This window comes from Ruegeria sp. HKCCA6837, assembly GCF_013034475.1.
Taxonomy (GTDB): Bacteria; Pseudomonadota; Alphaproteobacteria; order Rhodobacterales; family Rhodobacteraceae; genus Ruegeria.
The window spans coordinates 233,754-252,406 of sequence record NZ_WQGD01000006.1 but is presented as its reverse complement, the minus strand read 5'-3'; the positions used below and the strand labels follow the sequence as shown (position 1 = coordinate 252,406).

Here is an 18,653-nt window from a genome sequence, read left to right as displayed (position 1 = left end):
TGTTCACGCATGCAATCAACGGTGAACGGCTATGTCTGTGCAGGGAACCATCCTTGTCCTCGACGGGGTATCAACCAATCGCATCATGTTGAAAGTTCAACTGACTGCGGCTTGGTACCACGTGGTACAGGGGGAAAAAATAGATGGATTGCTGTCGCTTGTGCGTCGAACGCAACCTGATCTGGTACTGACAGCGCAGACCTTGCCGGACGGAACGGCTGCGGATGTCAAAAAGGTCATAGCAACAGTTCCCGGGCTGGAGGATGTGCCGGTTGTTGCAATTGCCGCGCAAAACGACAGGGACGCACGGTTGCGTGCCCTGAAAGATGGGCTGGACGATGTATTGACCCATCCCTTCAAGGATGCCTTGCTGCTGGCGCGTATCCGAAGCTTGCTGCGCGCACATGCAATCAGACAGGACCTGCAGGTCGGCACTGCCGCGCAACCCATTGGGTTCGGTGAGCCCGCACCAGCGATTATCCGCCCGCCCAAATCCGCAAAGGTGAGTGTTCTGACACACGCCGTGCAAACTGGCGTGCTGTGGCAAAAGGCGTTGAGCGATCAGCGCCAACACACATTGTCCTGGCACTTGCAGTCGAACCTTCAAGGCTTCCTGTCCGGAGCTGTCCCAGATGCTATCGTGGTCGAACTGGGCCCGCATCCCTCCGATCTGAATATTCTGGCGGATCTCAGATCGCGGGGTGTCACGCGTAATACCGTCTTGATCGGAGTGCTAAAAGACAACGACGCTGTTCAGGCATCCGAAGCCTTGGATCGGGGTGCGGATGCCGTGTGCCTGGGTGGGTTCTGTGCGCAGGAAATCCAGCTTCGATTGGACAACCAGATCGCGCGTAAGGCCCGGCTGGACCACATGCGTATATCGCTAAAAAAGGGGCTTGCCGATTCCTGGGTCGACCCGCTGACGGGGCTGCACAATCGCCGGTTTGCCATGCGCGCGCTGGACCAGATCGCACGTGAATCCGCTCGAACCAAACGCGGCTTTGCGGTCATGCTGGCTGACCTCGATCACTTCAAGACAATTAATGACGACCACGGTCACGCCAGCGGCGATCACGTTCTTAGGCAGGCCGCAGAGCGCTTGCGTAGCGCTCTTGGTCCAAGGGGGTTTGTCGCCCGCATAGGTGGAGAGGAGTTCATGATTGGAGTGCCGGATGTGTCACCCAAACAAGCGGTGCGGCTCGCTGAAACTCTCTGCGGCAGTATCTGTAGCGCGCCGTTTAAACTTTCTGAACAGGGACCAGAGGTCAACGTGACAGTCAGTATCGGGCTGAAAATGTCTCTGGACGCGTTCCCCGGTCGGGACAGCCACACTCCGCATGTAGAGACCCTGATTCAATCCGCTGACAAAGCGTTGTATTCGGCGAAAAAAGCCGGACGCAATCAGGTGAGCATCCGGCAAAGCGCAGCCTGACGCCGGTCAGTCCTTTTTCTTGTGTTTATGCGGGCCACGTTTGACGACATCTTGCAATCGATCTGCATAGGCCTGCCTTTCCTCATCGCTCATGGCGGTGACGCGGATCAGCCATTGCGCTTGCAGTGCCCCTTGCAGGTTGGCCGTGGCCTGCGCCTGCTGTTGCAGCAGAGTTTCGACGGCATTCGGGTCAAAAGGCACGGCGCGCAATGCCTGGCTCATCGCCTCAAAATCCTGCGTGCGGCCCTTAGAACCTTTCTTGTGCAAGTCCCCCAATTCACTCCGCATCGCCTTACGGTCGTCTTTTGGCAACGCCCGGTACAAGGCCGGGCCAAATCCCGGCGGCGCCTTGGCGTGATCCCCCCCTTTCAGGCGCAACACAGTTCCTACAGCGACTCCAATGATCAACAGGTTCAGAGCCAGAGACACAACCAGGACAACAGGCACCCATCGGCGTTTGGGTTTGGGATCAGCGTTCATTCCGTGGTCTCCAGAAAACTCGTGTCATATCCAAGGTCGGCCACAAAAAAGACCGTCTCTTGCGTTGTCAGCAGGTCGGCGGGATCGGGCAAAAAGGCAGGCGCGGAAAACCCGATCCAGACACCGGCCGCGCTGGCCGCAACAAGGCCACTCAACCCCTGCCAGCCACCCAGATTGCGCACCAGCCTGTCCCACAACGCAGGCCCTGGTTGTGGCGCGGGTTTCATGCGGCCCAAGCGCACCGCCTCTGCATCCGTTTGGATGCGCACGGCCAGATCGTCTGGCAAAGCCGGCCGTTGTCGCCGCGCTTGTGCAAACAAATGATCCAGTTCCAGATCGTCATCCGCCATTGTCATACCCCAGTTCTTCGCGCCGTCCCGCCAGAATAGCGGCCAGACTGCGTTTGCCCCGCGCCGTCAGGCTTTCAACCGCTTCCACGGAAATGCCCATGATCCCGGCAATTTCGGGGTTGGGCAACTCTTCAATATGGCGCAACACCACCGCTTGCCGCTGCCGTTCGGGCAACTCGGCCAAAGCGATCTGCAACGCGTCCTTGCGCGCCTCATCCTGCATCCGGTCAACTACGCTGGCTTCACCATCTTCAGGCTCAGGAACGTCCGACAGCCTGTCCGGTGTCTTCTTGCGCCGTATGTCCACGCACAGATTCAAAGTCACCCGGTACAGCCAGGTCGAGACTTTAGCCTGGCCCGACACCCAATCCGGTGCCATTTGCCACAGCCGCATCATCGCCTCTTGCGTCACATCTTCCGCCTCGGCCCGATTGCCCAACATTCGTAACGCGACCGAGTAACACCGTGGCCCCAGACGGTCAGTAAGAACCCGTGCGGCTTCGGCATTGCCATCGGCGAAGCGCCCCAGCAACTCATCGTCGCTGAGTGTGCCCGCGCTGCACATCGCACCGCGGGCGTCTTGTGGGTAGGAGGTCAGATCCTCCATCCTGCATCAGCTATCGTCTGCGTCCGAGTTTTGATGCTTTTTCTTGTGGTGCCGTCCCATCTTGTCTTTGGCATCGGCAAATTCCTGTTCCGAGATCCCGCCGCTGTTATCAGCGTCCATCCGATCAAACATCTTGTCAGCCCGGCGGGGTTTCGGCAACTCGTCCTGGCTGAGAAACCCGTCTTTGTTCGCATCATTTTTTTCGAACATCTTGGCGACGCGGTCATTTGCCTTTTTCTGTGCACCAGCTTGCATTTCTTCAAGGCTCAACTGGCCGTCACCGTCTGTATCCGCTTGCGTGAAACGTGCGGTGCGGTGGGACTCCATCTCTTGCTGTGTCACCTGACCGTCGCCATCGGCGTCGAGTTCCTGAAAGGACACAGGCTCGCGTCCGCCTTTTCCGGCAGCCAGAACAGATGTGCCTGTAACGGCAACTGCGGACAAAACAATAGCCGTGATGAATGTCGCGTTTTTCATTTCGTTTTTCCCGTTTTGACGCGGCCCCAGTGCCGCTGCTCATACCAATTCAAACGCGGGGCAGCGGAAATTCCGTCGCAGAAAAATGGATTTTTTCGAAAGCGTATTCAGAAGCGATTGCTGCGCATTGGGTATCGGGCGTTGCAAAGCGACGCACCCCCCTTTCAAATCCGCCCGTTCAGGCGCATTATCCGGCAAAGATTAATGCGCGAGTTATATTATGACGGATCAGACGATCAACACCGCGACCGAGACAGAGCGTGAAACATGGCCCGCCCTTGTTAAAGGGTTTCGGTGCAAATGCCCCAACTGTGGCGAAGGTAAGCTGTTGCACAGCTACCTAAAGGTCAATGACAGCTGCGCGAACTGCGGGCAGGAACTGTTTCATCACCGCGCGGATGACGGGCCAGCCTATCTGACGATTCTACTTGTTGGTCACCTGCTGGCGCCTGCCCTGCACGTGTCCTACGTCCATTGGCGGCCAGACCCCTGGACCATGGCCATCGGTTTCTCAATCGGTTGCGTTGCTCTGTCGCTGTACCTGCTGCCCCGTTTGAAAGGCGCCGTTGTCGCGTATCAGTGGGCCCGCCGTATGCACGGTTTCGGAACATCGAATTGAACCTGCCGGGCCGGGTGGCGTAGACATGACAGCAGACAAGACCGCCATCCGTGACGCCGCAACTGTCATCGTTTTGCGGGACAGATGGACCAATCCGTCGATCCTTATGGGGCAACGCGGGTCCAAAGCCGCGTTCATGCCGAACAAGTTTGTGTTCCCTGGCGGTGCCGTTGATCCGGCGGATTCAGCAGTGCCCCTGGCGACCAAGCTGCCCGATCTGTGCCGTGACCGTTTGGCTGAACAGGCCGAGTCCGGATCGCAACACGCGCTGGCCGCCGCTGCCATTCGCGAGCTCTGGGAGGAAACGGGCCTTGTTCTGGGCCAGCCGGGCGCATGGCCGGGGCCCGCACCTGACGACTGGCAAAGCTTTTCCGACATGGGATACGTGCCATCTGCAGCTGCATTGCAGTTCGTTTTCCGCGCGGTGACACCACCCGGTCGCCCTCGTCGGTTTGACGCACGGTTCTTTTTGGTCGACGCGGAAGCCCTGCAAGGTGATCTGGACGATTTCAGCCGCGCCTCGGATGAGCTGTCGCACCTGCAATGGGTGCAACTGGACCGCGCGCGAGATTTGGACCTGCCCTTCATAACCGAGGTTGTTCTTGCCGAAGTAGCGGCCCGGGTTACATCCCCCGAGCCCCCAGTGTCCGTTCCGTTTTACAAGAATGACGAAGAAGCCAACCTGTTCCTGCGCCTCAGGGGTTACCCGATGCCGGAACACGACTGACGGTACCGGGTCACCGCATCCGGCTGACAACCACCGTCACTTCGGGCTTCTTACCGATTTCCGCTTTCGCGGTCTGCCGAACGATCCGGCGCATCTCGTCTTCCAACTTGTCGTCGTCGCGCAGGGTTTTGGCCGCAGACCGCATCAGGAATTGATTCAGGTCCTCCTCCAGAACCTCCACCAAAGCCGCGCGCGAAGTTCCGATCTCGGGCAGGCCCATGGTATCGCACCAAGGTTCACCCAGCGGTTCGTCTTCCTCGTCCAAAACCACGGTGACCGTGACATGGCCGTTCAATGCCATGCGGATACGATCCCGCACCACGCCGTCCAACGCGCCGACCTTGACCGACCCGTCCAGATATGTGCGCCCGGTTTCGACATAGTCGACAACAGCCGGGGCATTGCCACTGAGATCCAGCATGGTGCCATTCACCGCCAGCACACCACTTCTGCCACCATTCTCGGCCAGTTTGACGTGTTCGCGCAGATGACGGTGTTCACCGTGCATCGGGATCACGACTTGCGGATCGATCAGCGCATGGACCTTCTCAAGATCAGGCCGGTTGGCATGGCCTGACACGTGATAGAGACCCGAACTGTCATCGACGACATCCACGCCCTTTTCGCTGAGCTGGTTCATGATGAAGATCACGCCCCGCTCATTGCCCGGAATGGTTTTAGAAGAAAACAGAAACAGGTCGCCCTCGGCCAGTTCCAGACCCCGGTACTTGCCGCGGGCCAGTTGAGCGCTGGCGGCACGGCGTTCACCCTGGCTTCCGGTCACGATCAGCATCAGATTCTGGCGTGGAAGATCCAACGCCTCTTCCGCGCTGATCACCTTTGGGAAATCCGACAGGATGCCAGTTTCGGTTGCGGCCTCGATCATCCGGCGCATTGCGCGGCCCAACAGAACAACCGACCGCCCTGCCCGCTGACCCGCTTCGGCCAGTGTTTTGACCCGCGCAACGTTTGAGGCAAACGTGGTCGCCACGACCATGCCTTCGGCGTTTTCGACCAGTTTGGTGATTTCCGGCCCAACTTCGGATTCCGAACGGCCGGGATGGGCCGAGAACACGTTTGTACTGTCGCAGATCAGGGCTTTGACACCGGGTTTGGCCACTTCGGTCCAAAGGTCTGGGTCGAAAGCCTCGCCCACGACCGGATTCTCGTCCAGCTTGAAGTCACCGGAATGCACCACTCGTCCTGCAGGCGTGTCGATGACTAACGCCGCGCTTTCAGGGATCGAGTGCGAAACAGGCAGGAACCCAACCGTGAAAGGACCAACCGAGACATGTTCGGGCCAAGCGGATACGGTTGTTACTGCCTCGGTTGGGTGCGCGTGTTCTTCCATCTTGCGGCGTGCAATGTTGGCCGTGAACGCGCGGGCATAAATCGGGGTGCCCAAGGCTTCATAGCAATGGGCCACCGCGCCAACATGGTCCTCATGCGCGTGAGTGATAAAGACGCCGTCCAGCTGATCCGCACGCTCTTTCAACCAAGAAATATCTGCATAAATCAGGTCAACACCGGGCGTTGTGTCCATGTCCGGAAAGGTGACGCCCAGATCAACAAGGATCAGGCGCTCCTGTCCCGGTTTACCATAGCCGTACACATAGGCATTCATGCCAATTTCACCCGCGCCACCCAGCGGCAGGTAGATCAATCTTTCACTGCTCATGCGGAGCTATTTTCCTTGTTATAGCGATGGATCACGGTCAATCCGTGCATCGTCAGATCATCTTCGATTGCGTCGAACCCTACGTCGGCCTGATCGAACAAAGGGGCTAGCCCTCCTGTTCCGACAACTTTCATTGGCATTCCGTATTCGTTTTTGATCCGGGCGATCAGGCCTTCGATCAGGCCGGAATAGCCCCAATACACGCCAGATTGGATACATCCAACCGTATTCGTCCCGATCACTTTATCCGGTCGGGTAATGTCGATATGCGGAAGCGCGGCCGCCCCTTGATGCAGAGCTTCAAGGCTCAGGTTCACACCGGGCGCAATAATTCCCCCGACATAGGCCCCATCGGCTGCAACCACATCAAAGTTCGTTGCAGTGCCAAAATCCACCACGACCACGTTTCCGCCGTGCCGGTCAAACGCGCCCACTGCATTGGCCAGCCGGTCAGGACCTGGGACAGTTCCTTCGTCGACACGCGGCGGCACAGGCAATAGGCAGTCAGGCTTGCCAACCACCAGCGGGCGGCACCCAAAGAAGCGATCCGCAAAAATGCGCAGATTGAACACCACACGTGGCACGGTCGAGGCAATGACGACATCTGTTATGACTGCCTCAATGCCATAGTGTTTCACCAGCGTCGAATACCATGTGAAATATGCATCCGCCGTACGCGCATGGTGGGTAGACGTGCGCAGGGTGCACAGAAACTTCTCGCCGTCCCAGGTCGAGAAAACGGTGTTGGTGTTGCCGCAGTCAATGGCCAGAAGCATTTAACGCCCCTTTCAGAAATACACGTCTGCCGCGGGAATGCTCACGCGGCCTTTGGCGGTGTTTAAGACAAGGTTGCCGCTTGCGTCCACAGTTTCGAAGGTTCCTACCGTCTCTGACGTTCCGGTACGAGCGGTGATAACCTCTCCCAACCGGGCCGCGCGGGCCAACCAAGCAGTACGGATCGGTTCGAACCCATAAGTGGTAAATTGGGTTTCGTAAGTGGCAAAGGCGCCTGCAAGCTCGGTCAGAAAATCCTCTGGCGAGACGTGCGTCCCGGTTTCTGACAGCAGTGAAACAGGCCGCATCGCATCAGGTTCGACCGCATCCGCATCCGGTGCATTGGCCAGGTTTACCCCGATACCGATCGCCAGATGCGCCACACCGTGCCCCTGCCCGGTGCTTTCCAGCAAGATACCGGCAAGCTTACCGCCATTCAGCAGGACATCATTGGGCCACTTCAGCGACAGCCCGCCCGTTCTTCCGGTTACGGCGACACAGGCGTCGAACAGGGCCAGCGCGGCCACAAAACTGCGCAATGCCGCCTGTTCCGGCGCGCCTTGCGGACGCATCAGCAACGTCGCGGCCAGATTGCCCATAGGATTGGCCCAGGCCCGTCCACGCCGCCCGCGGGCTGCTGTCTGATGATGTGCCATGATCCAGACAGGACCACGGGCATTAGGCGCGATCCGCGCCGCCTCGTTCAGGGTGCTATCGACTTCCTGCACCTCGTGCAGACCGTAGCCTTGGGGCCATTTACTCATATCAAAAAGGCTCGGTCACGTGACCGAGCCCCTCCTTTCGAATGTTCAAGACGTTCAGTTGACAAGCGTCGCCGCAGCAGCTGCTGCTGCGCCCTCGACACCGAACTGATAGAAGATGCCGACCAGCATCAACGCCGCAGATCCCATCAAAGCCACCCACAGAACGGGCGTCGATCGGGTCTCGATTGGCTCTTCGTTTTCAGCCCCGAAATACATATAGAACACGATCCGCAGGTAGTAGAACGCACCAATGACCGACGCGATGGCCGAGACGATCACAAGGCCGGTCAACCCTGCGCTTACACCCGCTTGCCACACCCCAAACTTGGCAAAAAAGCCCAGCATCGGCGGCACACCGGCCAGCGAGAACATCAGGATCAAAACGGCAAGGGCTTTGCCAGGATCGCGTTTGGAATACTGACGCAATGCGTCAATATCGGTTATCGGTTTTCCGTCACGTTCCATCATCAGGATGAAGGCAAAGGTTCCGATGTTCATGGTCACGTATATGGCCAGATACATCAGCATCGCTTTAATGCCCAACTCAGTACCTGCAGCAAGACCGATCAAAGCATAGCCCATGTGGGCAATTGACGAGAATGCCATCAGACGTTTGATGTCGCGCTGGCCAATCGCGGCGACAGCACCCAGCAACATCGACAGCACCGAAAGCAGCACGATCACCTGCTGCCAGTCTTTCACAATGCCTCCGAACGCGTCATGCATCAGCCGGGCAAAAAGGGCCATGGCCGCCACTTTCGGTGCGGTTGCAAAAAAGGCTGTAATTGGCGTTGGAGAGCCTTCGTACACGTCCGGTGTCCACATGTGGAACGGCACGGCCGAGACTTTGAAGGCGAGTCCTGAGATCAGGAAGATCAGACCAAATAGCAGACCAATCGAAACGTCTCCGGCCTGAACGGTCGTGATGATGCCCGAAAAGAGCGTGGTTCCGGTAAAGCCATAAACCAGCGACGCACCATAAAGCAGCAAGCCCGAGCTGAGCGCACCCAGCACGAAATACTTCAGACCCGCTTCGGTCGACTTGGCGCTGTCACGACGCAGTGCAGCAATTACATAAAGCGATAGCGATTGCAGCTCGAGCCCCATATACAGCGACATCAGATCGCCCGCGCTGACCATCATCATCATGCCAACGGCGGCAAGTGCAACCAGCAGCGGATACTCAAAACGCAGCAGATCGCGGCGCGCCATGTATTCCTGGCTCATGACCAGTACGGCACCTGCCGAAAGCAGAATGGCAACTTTTGCAAAGCGGGCGAACCCATCATCGACGAACATACCGTTGAACGCCACATTGGTGCCTTCACCCTGGGTGGCAATCCAAATCGCCAAAAGGGCCATCAAACCGGCCGTGGTCCAGACCAGCAGAGGTGCCATGCCGTCTTTCGTCGTGTAGACAGCCCCCAGCAGCGCCGCCATCGCATAAAGCGCCAGAATGATTTCCGGCAGGATAATTGTCAGATCAGCCTGGATCATGTCTCCAAAGCTCCCTTAGTGCGAAGCGGCCGTCTGGTTCGCAGCCTCAGCTGCGGCCAGAGCCGTGTCATAGTTCGAAATCAGTGCGGCAGTGGATTGCCCGATCACATCCGTTACCAGCGACGGGTAGACGCCCAATAGGATGGTCATCACAATCAGTGGGGCAAAGATCAGACGTTCGCGTGAGCTCATGTCGGTCATTGCCTTCAGGCTTTCCTTGATCAGATCGCCAAAGACCACGCGACGGTACAGCCACAGCGCATAACCGGCCGAAAAGATCACACCGGTCGCGGCCACAGCCGTCACCCAAGTGTTGACCTGGAAGGCCCCCATCAGGGTCAGGAATTCACCGATGAAACCGGATGTGCCCGGCAAGCCGACATTGGCCATGGTGAAGAGCATGAAGACCAGCGCGTAGGCAGGCATCCGAATGACCAGACCGCCATAAGCCTCGATATCCCGAGTATGCATCCGGTCGTAGATCACGCCGACACACAGGAACAACGCGGCCGAGATAAACCCGTGGCTCAGCATCTGGAAGATCGCGCCGTCGATGCCCTGCTGGTTTGCCGCAAAGATGCCCATAGTCACAAAGCCCATATGCGCGACCGACGAGTAAGCGATCAGCTTTTTCATGTCCTCTTGCACCAGCGCCACCAGCGAAGTGTAGACAACCGCAATCGCAGACATCCAAAGCACCAGATCGGTCATCACCGCGGAACCCACAGGGAACATCGGCAGGCTGAATCGCAGGAAGCCATAGCCACCCATTTTCAACAGGATCGCCGCCAGAACGACCGACCCTGCAGTTGGGGCCTGAACGTGCGCGTCCGGCAACCAGGTGTGCACCGGCCACATCGGCATTTTCACCGCAAACGACGCAAAGAAGGCCAAGAACATCAAAGTCTGCATACCGCCGACAACATAGATGCCCAGCACGCTGAAGCTTTCGGACGAGAACTGATGGGTCATCAGTGCCTCAATATCCGTGGTGCCCGCATCCGCGTACATCGCCACCATCGCCACCAGCATCAGCACCGAGCCGAGGAAGGTGTAGAGGAAGAACTTGAAGCTGGCGTAGATGCGGTCCTTACCGCCCCAAATGCCGATGATCAGGAACATCGGGATCAGGCCCGCTTCGAAGAACAGGTAGAACAGCACCAGATCCAGCGCCATGAACACGCCTAGCATCAGGGTTTCCAGCAGCAGGAAAGCCACCATGTATTCCTTGACGCGGTCGGTCACATTCCAGCTGGCCAGAATGGTCAATGGCATGATGAAGGTGGTTAGCAGCACGAACAGCACGCTGATGCCATCAACGCCCATCTTGTACTTGAGACCCATCAGCCACTCACCCTCTTCCACCATTTGGAAGCCGGGGTTCGAGGGATCAAAGCCGGTGTAGATGCCAATCGATACCAGGAAGGTCACGGTCGTCGCCAACAGCGCGATCCACTTGGCATTGCGTTGGGCCGCAGCGTCATCCCCATGCAGGAACAGCGCCAGAATACCTGCTGCAATCGCCGGGATGAACGTAACGATAGAGAGGATATTGTCCATTAGTTGGCCCCTCCGCCGATAGACATCCAGGTCACAAGGGCTGCGATGCCCAGCACCATCCAGAAGGCATAGGTAAAGATGTACCCGGTCTGCGCCTTGCCTGCGAGGCGGGTAAAGAAGGGAACAACGCCCATTGCTACTCCGTTCAGGAAGCCATCAATTGTATTTCCATCGCCGCGTTTCCACAGGAAGCGACCAAGGGCGATGGTGGGTTTGACAAAGATCACGTTGTAGATCTCGTCAAAATACCACTTGTTCTTGAGGAACAGGTACAGAGGGCGCTGGTTGTCGGCCAACCGCGCGGGCAGCGTCGTGTTCACGATGTAGAACCAATAGGCCACGATAAAGCCCAGCACCATCGCGACAAAGGGCGAGACCTTAACCCATTTCGGAGCGGCGTGCGCATCGTCCAACACGTGGTTGTCCGGTGCCATATACAGCGCGCCCTCGCCCGGTTCGCCGACAAAGGCATAGTGGTGATCACCACCATGAGCAGCTTTGTCACCGTGGCCGTCGTCTGCATGGCCCTCATCCGCATGTGATTCAGCGCCATGACCATCATCCGCATGACCGTCATCCGAATGTGCGGCATCGTCATGCTCTTCGGCTTTGCCGTGATCGCCGGCCTCTGCGTGTTCTGACGCTTCAGCAACAGGGATGCCGTAGAACTTACCAACCTTGTCGGCGTGGCCAAAGAAGTTGCCGTACCAGATCATCCCGGCAAAAACCGCGCCCAGTGACAGAACGCCCAGCGGCACCAGCATGACCATCGGGCTTTCATGCGCGTGATCATGCGTATGTTTGTCGCCACGCGGCTCACCGTAGAAGGTCAGGAAGATCAAACGCCAGCTGTAGAACGAGGTGAACGCAGCCGCCACAACCAGCAACCAGAAGCCATAGCCCGAGCCGCCCGCATAAGCGCTCTCGATGATGGCGTCCTTGGACAGGAACCCGGCAAAGCCAAATGTGGTCAGCGGAATACCAACGCCGGTGATGGCCAGCGTGCCGATCATCATCGCCCAGAAGGTATAGGGGATTTTCTTACGCAGACCGCCGTATTCAGTCATCTCCTGCTCGTGATGCATCGCATGGATCACTGACCCGGCACCAAGGAACAACAAAGCTTTGAAGAAGGCGTGTGTGAACAGGTGGAACATCGCCGCCGAGTACATGCCCACGCCTGCAGCCACGAACATGTATCCAAGCTGAGAACAGGTCGAATACGCAATCACGCGCTTGATGTCGGTTTGCACCAGACCCACGGTGGCCGCAAAGAACGCGGTGGACGCGCCCAGTACCGTGATGAAGCCGGTTGCGCCCGGAGCAAACTCCATCAGCGGCGACATGCGGCAGACCAGGAAGACACCCGCCGTCACCATGGTCGCGGCGTGGATCAGGGCAGACACAGGAGTCGGGCCTTCCATCGCGTCCGGCAACCAGGTGTGCAGGATCAACTGAGCCGATTTACCCATGGCGCCGATGAACAGCAGCACACAGATGACTTCAATCGCAGTCCACTCACCCCACAGGAAGTGCAGCTTTTCTTCGGCCAGCGCAGGGGCGGATGCAAAGATGTCCGAGAAATTGATGCTGTCGGTCAGGAAGAAGATTGCGAAGATCCCAAGCGCAAAGCCGAAGTCACCCACCCGGTTCACGATGAACGCTTTCATCGCCGCCGCATTGGCCGAAGATTTGCGATAGTAGAAGCCGATCAACAGGTACGAAGCGACACCCACGCCTTCCCAGCCAAAGAACATCTGCACCAGATTGTCCGCTGTCACCAGCATCAGCATGGCGAAGGTGAAGAAGGACAGATAGGCAAAGAAACGCGGTTTATAGCTTTCGCCCTCACGCCACTGCGGATCATGATCCATGTACCCGAAGGAATAGAGATGCACGAGCGCCGAAACGGTCGTCACCACGATCAGCATGATCGCAGTCAGACGGTCCAGTCGAATAGCCCAGCTTGTCGACAGCGAGCCGCTTTCGATCCAGCGCATGATCTCGATCTGCTGGGTCACCCCATCAAATGTGAAGAAAACGATCCATGACAGCAGACAGGCCAGAAACAGCAGACCCGTGGACGTCCACATGGCGGCTTTCTCGCCAATGAACTTCCAGCCAAAGCCGCAGATCAGCGCGCCCACGAGCGGGGCAAAGAGGATGGTGGTTTCCATAGTTCTCTTAGCCCTTCATCATGTTGACGTCTTCAACCGCGATGGTGCCACGGTTACGGAAGAAGCAGACCAGAATGGCCAGACCAATCGCCGCCTCGGCCGCCGCAACGGTCAGCACGAACAGCGTAAACACCTGCCCAACCAGATCGCCGAGGAAACTGGAAAACGCCACGAGGTTGATATTCACCGCCAACAGCATCAGTTCGATGCTCATCAGCAGGATGATGACGTTCTTGCGGTTCAGGAAGAGACCGAAGATGCCGATGACGAACAGCGTCGCCGCGACCGTAAGATAGTGTTCAAGTCCGATCATCGTCTCAAAGTCCCTGCCCCGGTTTCACGTCCTTCAACTCCATCGCCTTGGCCGGGTCGCGCATCATCTGGCCGACGATGTCCTGACGCTTGATGTCCTGACGGTGGCGCAGGGTCAGCACGATAGCGCCGATCATCGCCACCAGCAGGATCAGGCCCGCCAGTTGGAACAGAAGGAAGTATTGATCGTAAAGGATGACGCCGAGCGCCTCGGTGTTATGGCGGTCTGCTGGAACCGGCTGGGCCAGATTGGCCGCAGCACCCTGCGCGCTGTCCCATGCGCCAAAGGCCATGACGAACTGCATCAGGATGACCAGACCGATCAGCAAGGCCAGCGGCATATAGCGCGCCATCTCGGCCTTGAGCTCGGCAAAGTCAACGTCCAGCATCATCACCACGAACAGGAAAAGAACCGCAACCGCGCCAACATAGACGATGATCAGCAGCATAGCCACGAACTCGGCCCCCAGCAGCACGAACAGCCCCGCCGCCGACAGGAAGGACAGGATCAGCCACAGCACCGAGTGCACCGGCTGGCGGCTGATCACCGTGAACAGTCCGCCGGTGATGGCGCTGATGGCAAACAGATAGAAGGCAAAGACGGTCATTGATCCTCATCCTCGTTGTCGCCCATGGCCTCTTGCGCCAGATCCAGCGCACGGGTCATGGCCGGGATGCCGGCAAAGACCGACATCTGACCGATCGTTTCCACGATCTCTTGTTTCTTGGCACCCGCTTCCAGCGCGTGGCGCACAGTTTGGCGCACGGCACTATCCGCTTGCGCGCCCTGACAGGTCAGCCCGGCCAGCGTCAGCAGCAGGCGGGTTTTGGCATCCAGCCCGTCCTTGTTGACTGTGTTACCGAACATCATCTCCATGACCTCTTTGGGCATGGTCGGCCACAGCGCCTCGAACCCCTTGGGCGAGAAATTCTCCATCGCCGGGTTCATCGCCTTGGCCATGTCCTGAGCCTGCTTCATCATCAGCTCGAACGGATTTTTCGGGCTGTCACTCATCGGTACGGTGCGTCCAGTTCCAGGTTGCGGGCGATCTCGGCTTCCCAGCGTTCGCCGTTATCCAGCAGTTTTTCCTTGTCGTAGAACAGCTCTTCACGGGTCTCGGTGGCGAATTCGAAATTCGGGCCTTCGACGATGGCATCGACCGGGCAGGCCTCTTGGCAGAAACCGCAATAAATGCATTTGGTCATGTCGATGTCATAGCGCGTGGTGCGGCGGCTGCCGTCCTCGCGCGGTTCGGCGTCGATGGTGATCGCCTGCGCCGGACAAACCGCTTCACACAGTTTGCAAGCGATGCAGCGTTCTTCACCGTTGGGATAACGGCGCAGGGCGTGTTCGCCACGGAAGCGCGGGCTGAGAGGGCCCTTTTCGTGCGGATAGTTCACGGTGGCTTTCGGGGCGAAGAAATACTTCAGCCCCAGCTTCAAGCCGACCCAGAAGTCCTGTAGCAGAAAGTACTTGGCGGCGCGGGTGTAGTCGATTTGAGTCATGTCAGCCTCCTACGCTCCAACGGGCAAACGCGCCCCAGAACCAGTCGAATTTTGCAGCAAAAGCCACGAAGACCACCCAAGCCAGCGAGAACGGCAGGAACACTTTCCAGCCCAAGCGCATCAGCTGGTCATAGCGGTAGCGAGGTGTGATCGCCTTCACCATCGCGAAGATGAAGAAGAAGAACGCCATCTTGGCGACCATCCACAGCACGCCGTCCGGCAGTCCCGGGATCGGCGACAGCCAGCCGCCAAAGAACAGCAGCGTGGTCAGGGCGCACATCAGGAAGATTGCGATGTATTCTCCGGCCATGAACAGCAGGAATGGCGTGGCCGAGTATTCGACCTGATAACCAGCCACCAGTTCCGATTCCGCCTCGGGCAGGTCAAACGGCGGGCGGTTGGTTTCTGCCAATGCCGAGATGAAGAACAGGAACACCATCGGGAAGTGCGGCAGCCAATACCAGCTGAAGAACCCAAACGAGCCGTCCTGCGCACGCACGATGTCGCCAAAGTTCATCGACCCGGTCGAGATGATCACACCGATGATAATCAGACCGATGGAGACTTCGTAAGAAATCATCTGCGCGGCAGAGCGCAGCGAGCCAAGGAACGGGTACTTTGAGTTCGACGCCCAACCACCCATAATCACGCCATAAACTTCCAAAGAAGACACAGCGAAAACATAGAGAATGGCAACGTTGATATCCGACAGCACCCAGCCATCGTTGAACGGAATTACAGCCCAGGCGATCATCGCCAGAACAAAGCTGGTCAGCGGCGCAAGGATAAAGACGGTCCGGTCTGCCCCAGCAGGGATGACAACCTCTTTCACCACGTATTTCAGCGCGTCGGCCACCGATTGCAGCAGGCCGTAAGCGCCTACAACGTTCGGACCTCGGCGCATCTGGACAGCGGCCCAGATCTTGCGGTCGCCGTAAACAAGGAACAACAGCGAGATCATCACAAACGCAACAACTGCAAGCACTTGCGCTAGAATGATGATGGCTATTCCGCCTGGGGTGTTAAAGAAATCAGCCATTGGTCCTCACACCGTGGGTATTCCGTTTTCCGCGCGCGATGCAAAGGCCAGGTGCCTGCGCAAAGCGCGACTGGGTCGGCGCGTTGGTGTAAACAGCATCTGCTGCTTCTGCGCTACCCTTAATCTTAAGTTTCACACACAAATCCAGCGCGGCGAACTGCCACCCGGCAGCCGCTTTTGCCAGCGATATGAAACGGTTCTGGTTCATTCCGCCGCGATCTTTTCGGCCTGACGCGCCTGGGCCTGTGCCGAAAGCTCGGCCATAAGTTGAGACGCGCGGGCAATCGGGTTGGTCAGGTAGAAATCCTTGACCGCGTTGCGGAACGTGGCCTGACCCAGCGGCGCTGCGTCGAGCGGCTGGACTTCGTTTTCGATGACCTCATCGATCTGCGCCAGATGTGGCACGGCCTCGATCAGCACGGTCCGCAATTGCGCCAGCGTGTCGAAGGGTAGTGTTGCACCCAGCTCGGCCGAAAGCGCACGCAGAATCGCCCAGTTTTCTTTGGCGTCGCCCGGAGCAAAACCAGCGCGCATGGCCAGTTGCGGGCGACCTTCGGTGTTCACGAACAGACCGTTTTCCTCGGTATAAGCCGCGCCCGGCAGGATCACGTCGGCGCGGTGCGCACCCCGGTCCCCATGGCTGCCTTGATATATGACAAACGCACCTTCACCGATCTCGACCTCATCCGCGCCGAGGTTATAGATTACGTCCGCTGCGCTGACTGCATCCATGCCACCTTCGTTGGTTGCATCTACATCCATCGCGCCCACGCGTGAGGCCGCCGTATGCAGTACGATCAACCCGCTTTCTGTATTGGTTGCAATGGTTTGCGCCGCCGCCAGAACGGCCTCGCCATCTGCCTCTTGCAACGCGCCTTGCCCTACGATGACCAGCGAAGGCTTACCTTTGATGGCCTCATCGCCCCCCATGTCGACGACCTTCTGCAAGGCCGCACGATCATCGCCCATGTGATGATAGTCATAGGTCAGATCGACTGCCGAACCGACCAGAGCCACCTCGGCCCCGTGCGCCCAGGCTTTGCGGATTCGCGCGTTCAGAACCGGGGCTTCATCACGCGGGTTGGTCCCGATCAAAAGAATACGTTTCGCCGTATCGATATCCTCGATTGTAGCAGTTCCGGCATAGGCACCTCGATTGCCCGCAGGCAGCTTAGCCCCATCGGTGCGGCATTCGACAACACCGCCCTGCCCTTCGATCATCTGCTTCAAGGCAAAGGTTGCTTCGACCGAGGTCAGATCACCTGCGATCCCAGCAAGCTTTTCAGCCCCTTTCAGTGCCTCAGCAGCTTTGGTCAGCGCCTCGGGCCATGTAGCCGGGCGCAACTTGCCATTCTCTCGGATGTAAGGCCGATCCAGACGCTGACGACGCAGGCCATCCCAGACGAAGCGGGTCTTGTCGCTGATCCACTCTTCATTCACGCCATCATGGTTGCGTGGCAAAAAGCGCATCACTTCGCGCCCTTTAGTATCTACGCGGATGTTCGATCCAAGGGCATCCATAACGTCGATGCTTTCGGTCTTGGTCAGTTCCCAAGGACGGGCGGTAAACGCGTAGGGTTTCGACGTCAGCGCCCCAACCGGGCACAGATCGATGATATTGCCCTGCAGGTTCGAATCCAGAGTCTGATTCAAGTAAGAGGTGATCTCGGCATCCTCACCCCGCCCGGTCTGACCCATCTGAGCGATCCCAGCGACCTCGGTCGTGAAACGCACGCAGCGGGTGCAGCTGATGCAACGGGTCATCGCCGTGCCAACCAGCGGACCAAGATCCAGATCATCGACCGCGCGCTTCGCCTCTTTGAAGCGTGAACCCGAGACACCATAAGCCATCGCCTGATCCTGCAGGTCGCACTCACCGCCCTGGTCGCAAATCGGGCAATCCAGCGGGTGGTTGATCAGCAGGAACTCCATCACCCCTTCGCGGGCCTTTTTGACCATAGGCGAGTTGGTCTTGACCACAGGCGGCTGCCCTTCTGGCCCGGGACGCAGGTCCCGAACCTGCATCGCGCACGAGGCCGCAGGCTTCGGTGGGCCGCCAACAACCTCGACCAGACACATCCGGCAGTTCCCGGCGATCGACAAACGTTCGTGGTAACAGAAGCGCGGCACTTCTACCCCGGCTTGCTCACAAGCCTGGATCAGGGTCATCGCGCCATCGACTTCGATTTCCTGCCCGTCGATATTGATCTTGCGGAGGTCAGACATGGTCTAGTTCGCCCTCAAATAAACGCCAATGGCGCTGTTTCTTTGGATTTCCTTCTGCCCCAGGGTGCAGAATGTGGTGGGGTTTTCATACGTCACGCCATTTGAGGCCAGATACGCCTCGCCCTTGGCGCGCATCCGGTCTTTTTCCGCATCCGATTCCACGTAAGACCGTATTTCCGTATCCGAATACCCCAATTCGTTTGCCTTGGACCGCAGCCCCCACATCACGCTGATCGCCTTCAGTCGCCGCCCGCTGATCGAAGGGCAGTATTCCGAAATCTCGTTTGCGATGGCGATGTAGTAGAGTTCGTTGTCGATCTCTTTGACTTCCCTCAAGGGCGGCTTTGCATCTGCTGCGGCAGGGAAAGCCATCAAAGCGGCCAGAGCGATTGTTTTTGCAAATGACATGGGTTTTCCTTTCGTCTTGG

Annotated in this window: 21 protein-coding genes; 3 read left to right on the top strand and 18 right to left on the bottom strand. The window is 58.1% G+C overall.

Going from position 1 to position 18,653, the window contains the following annotated elements; translation table 11 throughout:
• Positions 1–31 precede the first annotated feature (31 nt).
• A complete protein-coding gene (locus tag GOV91_RS11410) occupies positions 32–1,432 on the top strand; it encodes a diguanylate cyclase (protein WP_171235590.1) in 1,401 nt (466 codons plus the stop codon).
• Positions 1,433–1,438: 6 nt separating this feature from the next.
• Here the strand turns inward: GOV91_RS11410 and GOV91_RS11405 are convergent, their stop codons facing one another.
• From GOV91_RS11405 to GOV91_RS11390, 4 genes are read right to left on the bottom strand one after another with little or no spacing between them, the layout of a single operon-like run.
• Positions 1,439–1,912, bottom strand: a complete 474-nt coding sequence (locus tag GOV91_RS11405; protein ID WP_171235589.1) for a periplasmic heavy metal sensor — start codon at positions 1,910–1,912, stop codon at positions 1,439–1,441.
• Entirely contained in the window at positions 1,909–2,262 is a 354-nt protein-coding gene (locus tag GOV91_RS11400; RefSeq protein ID WP_254440653.1) for a hypothetical protein, read from the bottom strand. The genes GOV91_RS11405 and GOV91_RS11400 overlap by 4 nt, the downstream gene beginning before the upstream one ends.
• On the bottom strand, positions 2,252–2,869 hold the full coding sequence (locus GOV91_RS11395) for an RNA polymerase sigma factor (RefSeq protein WP_171175134.1): 618 nt from the start codon (positions 2,867–2,869) through the stop codon (positions 2,252–2,254). The genes GOV91_RS11400 and GOV91_RS11395 overlap by 11 nt, the downstream gene beginning before the upstream one ends.
• 6 nt (positions 2,870–2,875) lie before the next feature.
• Complete coding sequence (locus GOV91_RS11390) at positions 2,876–3,346, bottom strand: EF-hand domain-containing protein (RefSeq protein ID WP_171235587.1); 471 nt, start codon at positions 3,344–3,346, stop codon at positions 2,876–2,878.
• A 220-nt stretch (positions 3,347–3,566) separates the two neighbouring features.
• On the opposite strand from GOV91_RS11390, the gene GOV91_RS11385 reads away from it, so the two are divergent.
• Complete coding sequence (locus GOV91_RS11385) at positions 3,567–3,965, top strand: DUF983 domain-containing protein (protein ID WP_171235586.1); 399 nt, start codon at positions 3,567–3,569, stop codon at positions 3,963–3,965.
• Between the two features lie 25 nt (positions 3,966–3,990).
• On the top strand, positions 3,991–4,692 hold the full coding sequence (locus GOV91_RS11380) for an NUDIX hydrolase (RefSeq protein ID WP_171235585.1): 702 nt from the start codon (positions 3,991–3,993) through the stop codon (positions 4,690–4,692).
• Between the two features lie 10 nt (positions 4,693–4,702).
• On the opposite strand, the gene GOV91_RS11375 is transcribed toward GOV91_RS11380, so the two are convergent.
• Genes GOV91_RS11375 through GOV91_RS11310 form a run of 14 tightly spaced genes read right to left on the bottom strand, consistent with a single transcriptional unit; the run spans position 4,703 to position 18,633 of the window.
• Positions 4,703–6,370 (bottom strand): ribonuclease J, encoded by a 1,668-nt coding sequence (locus tag GOV91_RS11375; RefSeq protein ID WP_171235584.1) that lies wholly within the window; start codon positions 6,368–6,370, stop codon positions 4,703–4,705.
• A complete protein-coding gene (locus GOV91_RS11370; protein ID WP_171235583.1) occupies positions 6,367–7,146 on the bottom strand; it encodes a type III pantothenate kinase in 780 nt (259 codons plus the stop codon). The genes GOV91_RS11375 and GOV91_RS11370 overlap by 4 nt, the downstream gene beginning before the upstream one ends.
• Positions 7,147–7,158: 12 nt before the next feature.
• Entirely contained in the window at positions 7,159–7,908 is a 750-nt protein-coding gene (locus GOV91_RS11365) for a biotin--[acetyl-CoA-carboxylase] ligase (protein ID WP_171235582.1), read from the bottom strand.
• Positions 7,909–7,962: 54 nt separating this feature from the next.
• Complete coding sequence (nuoN, locus tag GOV91_RS11360; protein ID WP_171235581.1) at positions 7,963–9,405, bottom strand: NADH-quinone oxidoreductase subunit NuoN; 1,443 nt, start codon at positions 9,403–9,405, stop codon at positions 7,963–7,965.
• Between the two features lie 15 nt (positions 9,406–9,420).
• The gene (locus tag GOV91_RS11355) at positions 9,421–10,965 is read right to left on the bottom strand and encodes an NADH-quinone oxidoreductase subunit M (protein WP_171175151.1); all 1,545 of its coding nucleotides are present in this window, start codon (positions 10,963–10,965) and stop codon (positions 9,421–9,423) included.
• Positions 10,965–13,142: an NADH-quinone oxidoreductase subunit L gene (gene nuoL / locus GOV91_RS11350; protein WP_171175153.1), complete on the bottom strand. Its 2,178-nt coding sequence runs from the start codon at positions 13,140–13,142 to the stop codon at positions 10,965–10,967. Before nuoL ends, GOV91_RS11355 begins: the two co-directional genes overlap by 1 nt.
• Positions 13,143–13,149: 7 nt before the next feature.
• Entirely contained in the window at positions 13,150–13,455 is a 306-nt protein-coding gene (nuoK, locus tag GOV91_RS11345; protein ID WP_005984024.1) for an NADH-quinone oxidoreductase subunit NuoK, read from the bottom strand.
• A gap of 4 nt (positions 13,456–13,459) precedes the next feature.
• Entirely contained in the window at positions 13,460–14,062 is a 603-nt protein-coding gene (locus GOV91_RS11340) for an NADH-quinone oxidoreductase subunit J (protein ID WP_170615376.1), read from the bottom strand.
• Positions 14,059–14,469 carry a carboxymuconolactone decarboxylase family protein gene (locus GOV91_RS11335; protein WP_171175155.1) on the bottom strand — a complete coding sequence of 137 codons (411 nt, stop codon included), beginning with the start codon at positions 14,467–14,469 and terminating at the stop codon, positions 14,059–14,061. Before GOV91_RS11335 ends, GOV91_RS11340 begins: the two co-directional genes overlap by 4 nt.
• A complete protein-coding gene (nuoI, locus tag GOV91_RS11330) occupies positions 14,466–14,960 on the bottom strand; it encodes an NADH-quinone oxidoreductase subunit NuoI (protein WP_171235580.1) in 495 nt (164 codons plus the stop codon). The genes GOV91_RS11335 and nuoI overlap by 4 nt, the downstream gene beginning before the upstream one ends.
• 1 nt (position 14,961) lies before the next feature.
• Entirely contained in the window at positions 14,962–15,999 is a 1,038-nt protein-coding gene (nuoH, locus tag GOV91_RS11325; protein WP_171235579.1) for an NADH-quinone oxidoreductase subunit NuoH, read from the bottom strand.
• A complete protein-coding gene (locus GOV91_RS11320) occupies positions 15,992–16,207 on the bottom strand; it encodes a hypothetical protein (protein WP_171235578.1) in 216 nt (71 codons plus the stop codon). The genes nuoH and GOV91_RS11320 overlap by 8 nt, the downstream gene beginning before the upstream one ends.
• A complete protein-coding gene (nuoG, locus tag GOV91_RS11315) occupies positions 16,204–18,225 on the bottom strand; it encodes an NADH-quinone oxidoreductase subunit NuoG (protein ID WP_171235577.1) in 2,022 nt (673 codons plus the stop codon). The genes GOV91_RS11320 and nuoG overlap by 4 nt, the downstream gene beginning before the upstream one ends.
• 3 nt (positions 18,226–18,228) lie before the next feature.
• On the bottom strand, positions 18,229–18,633 hold the full coding sequence (locus tag GOV91_RS11310) for a DUF5333 domain-containing protein (RefSeq protein ID WP_254440652.1): 405 nt from the start codon (positions 18,631–18,633) through the stop codon (positions 18,229–18,231).
• Between the last annotated feature and the right edge of the window lie 20 nt (positions 18,634–18,653).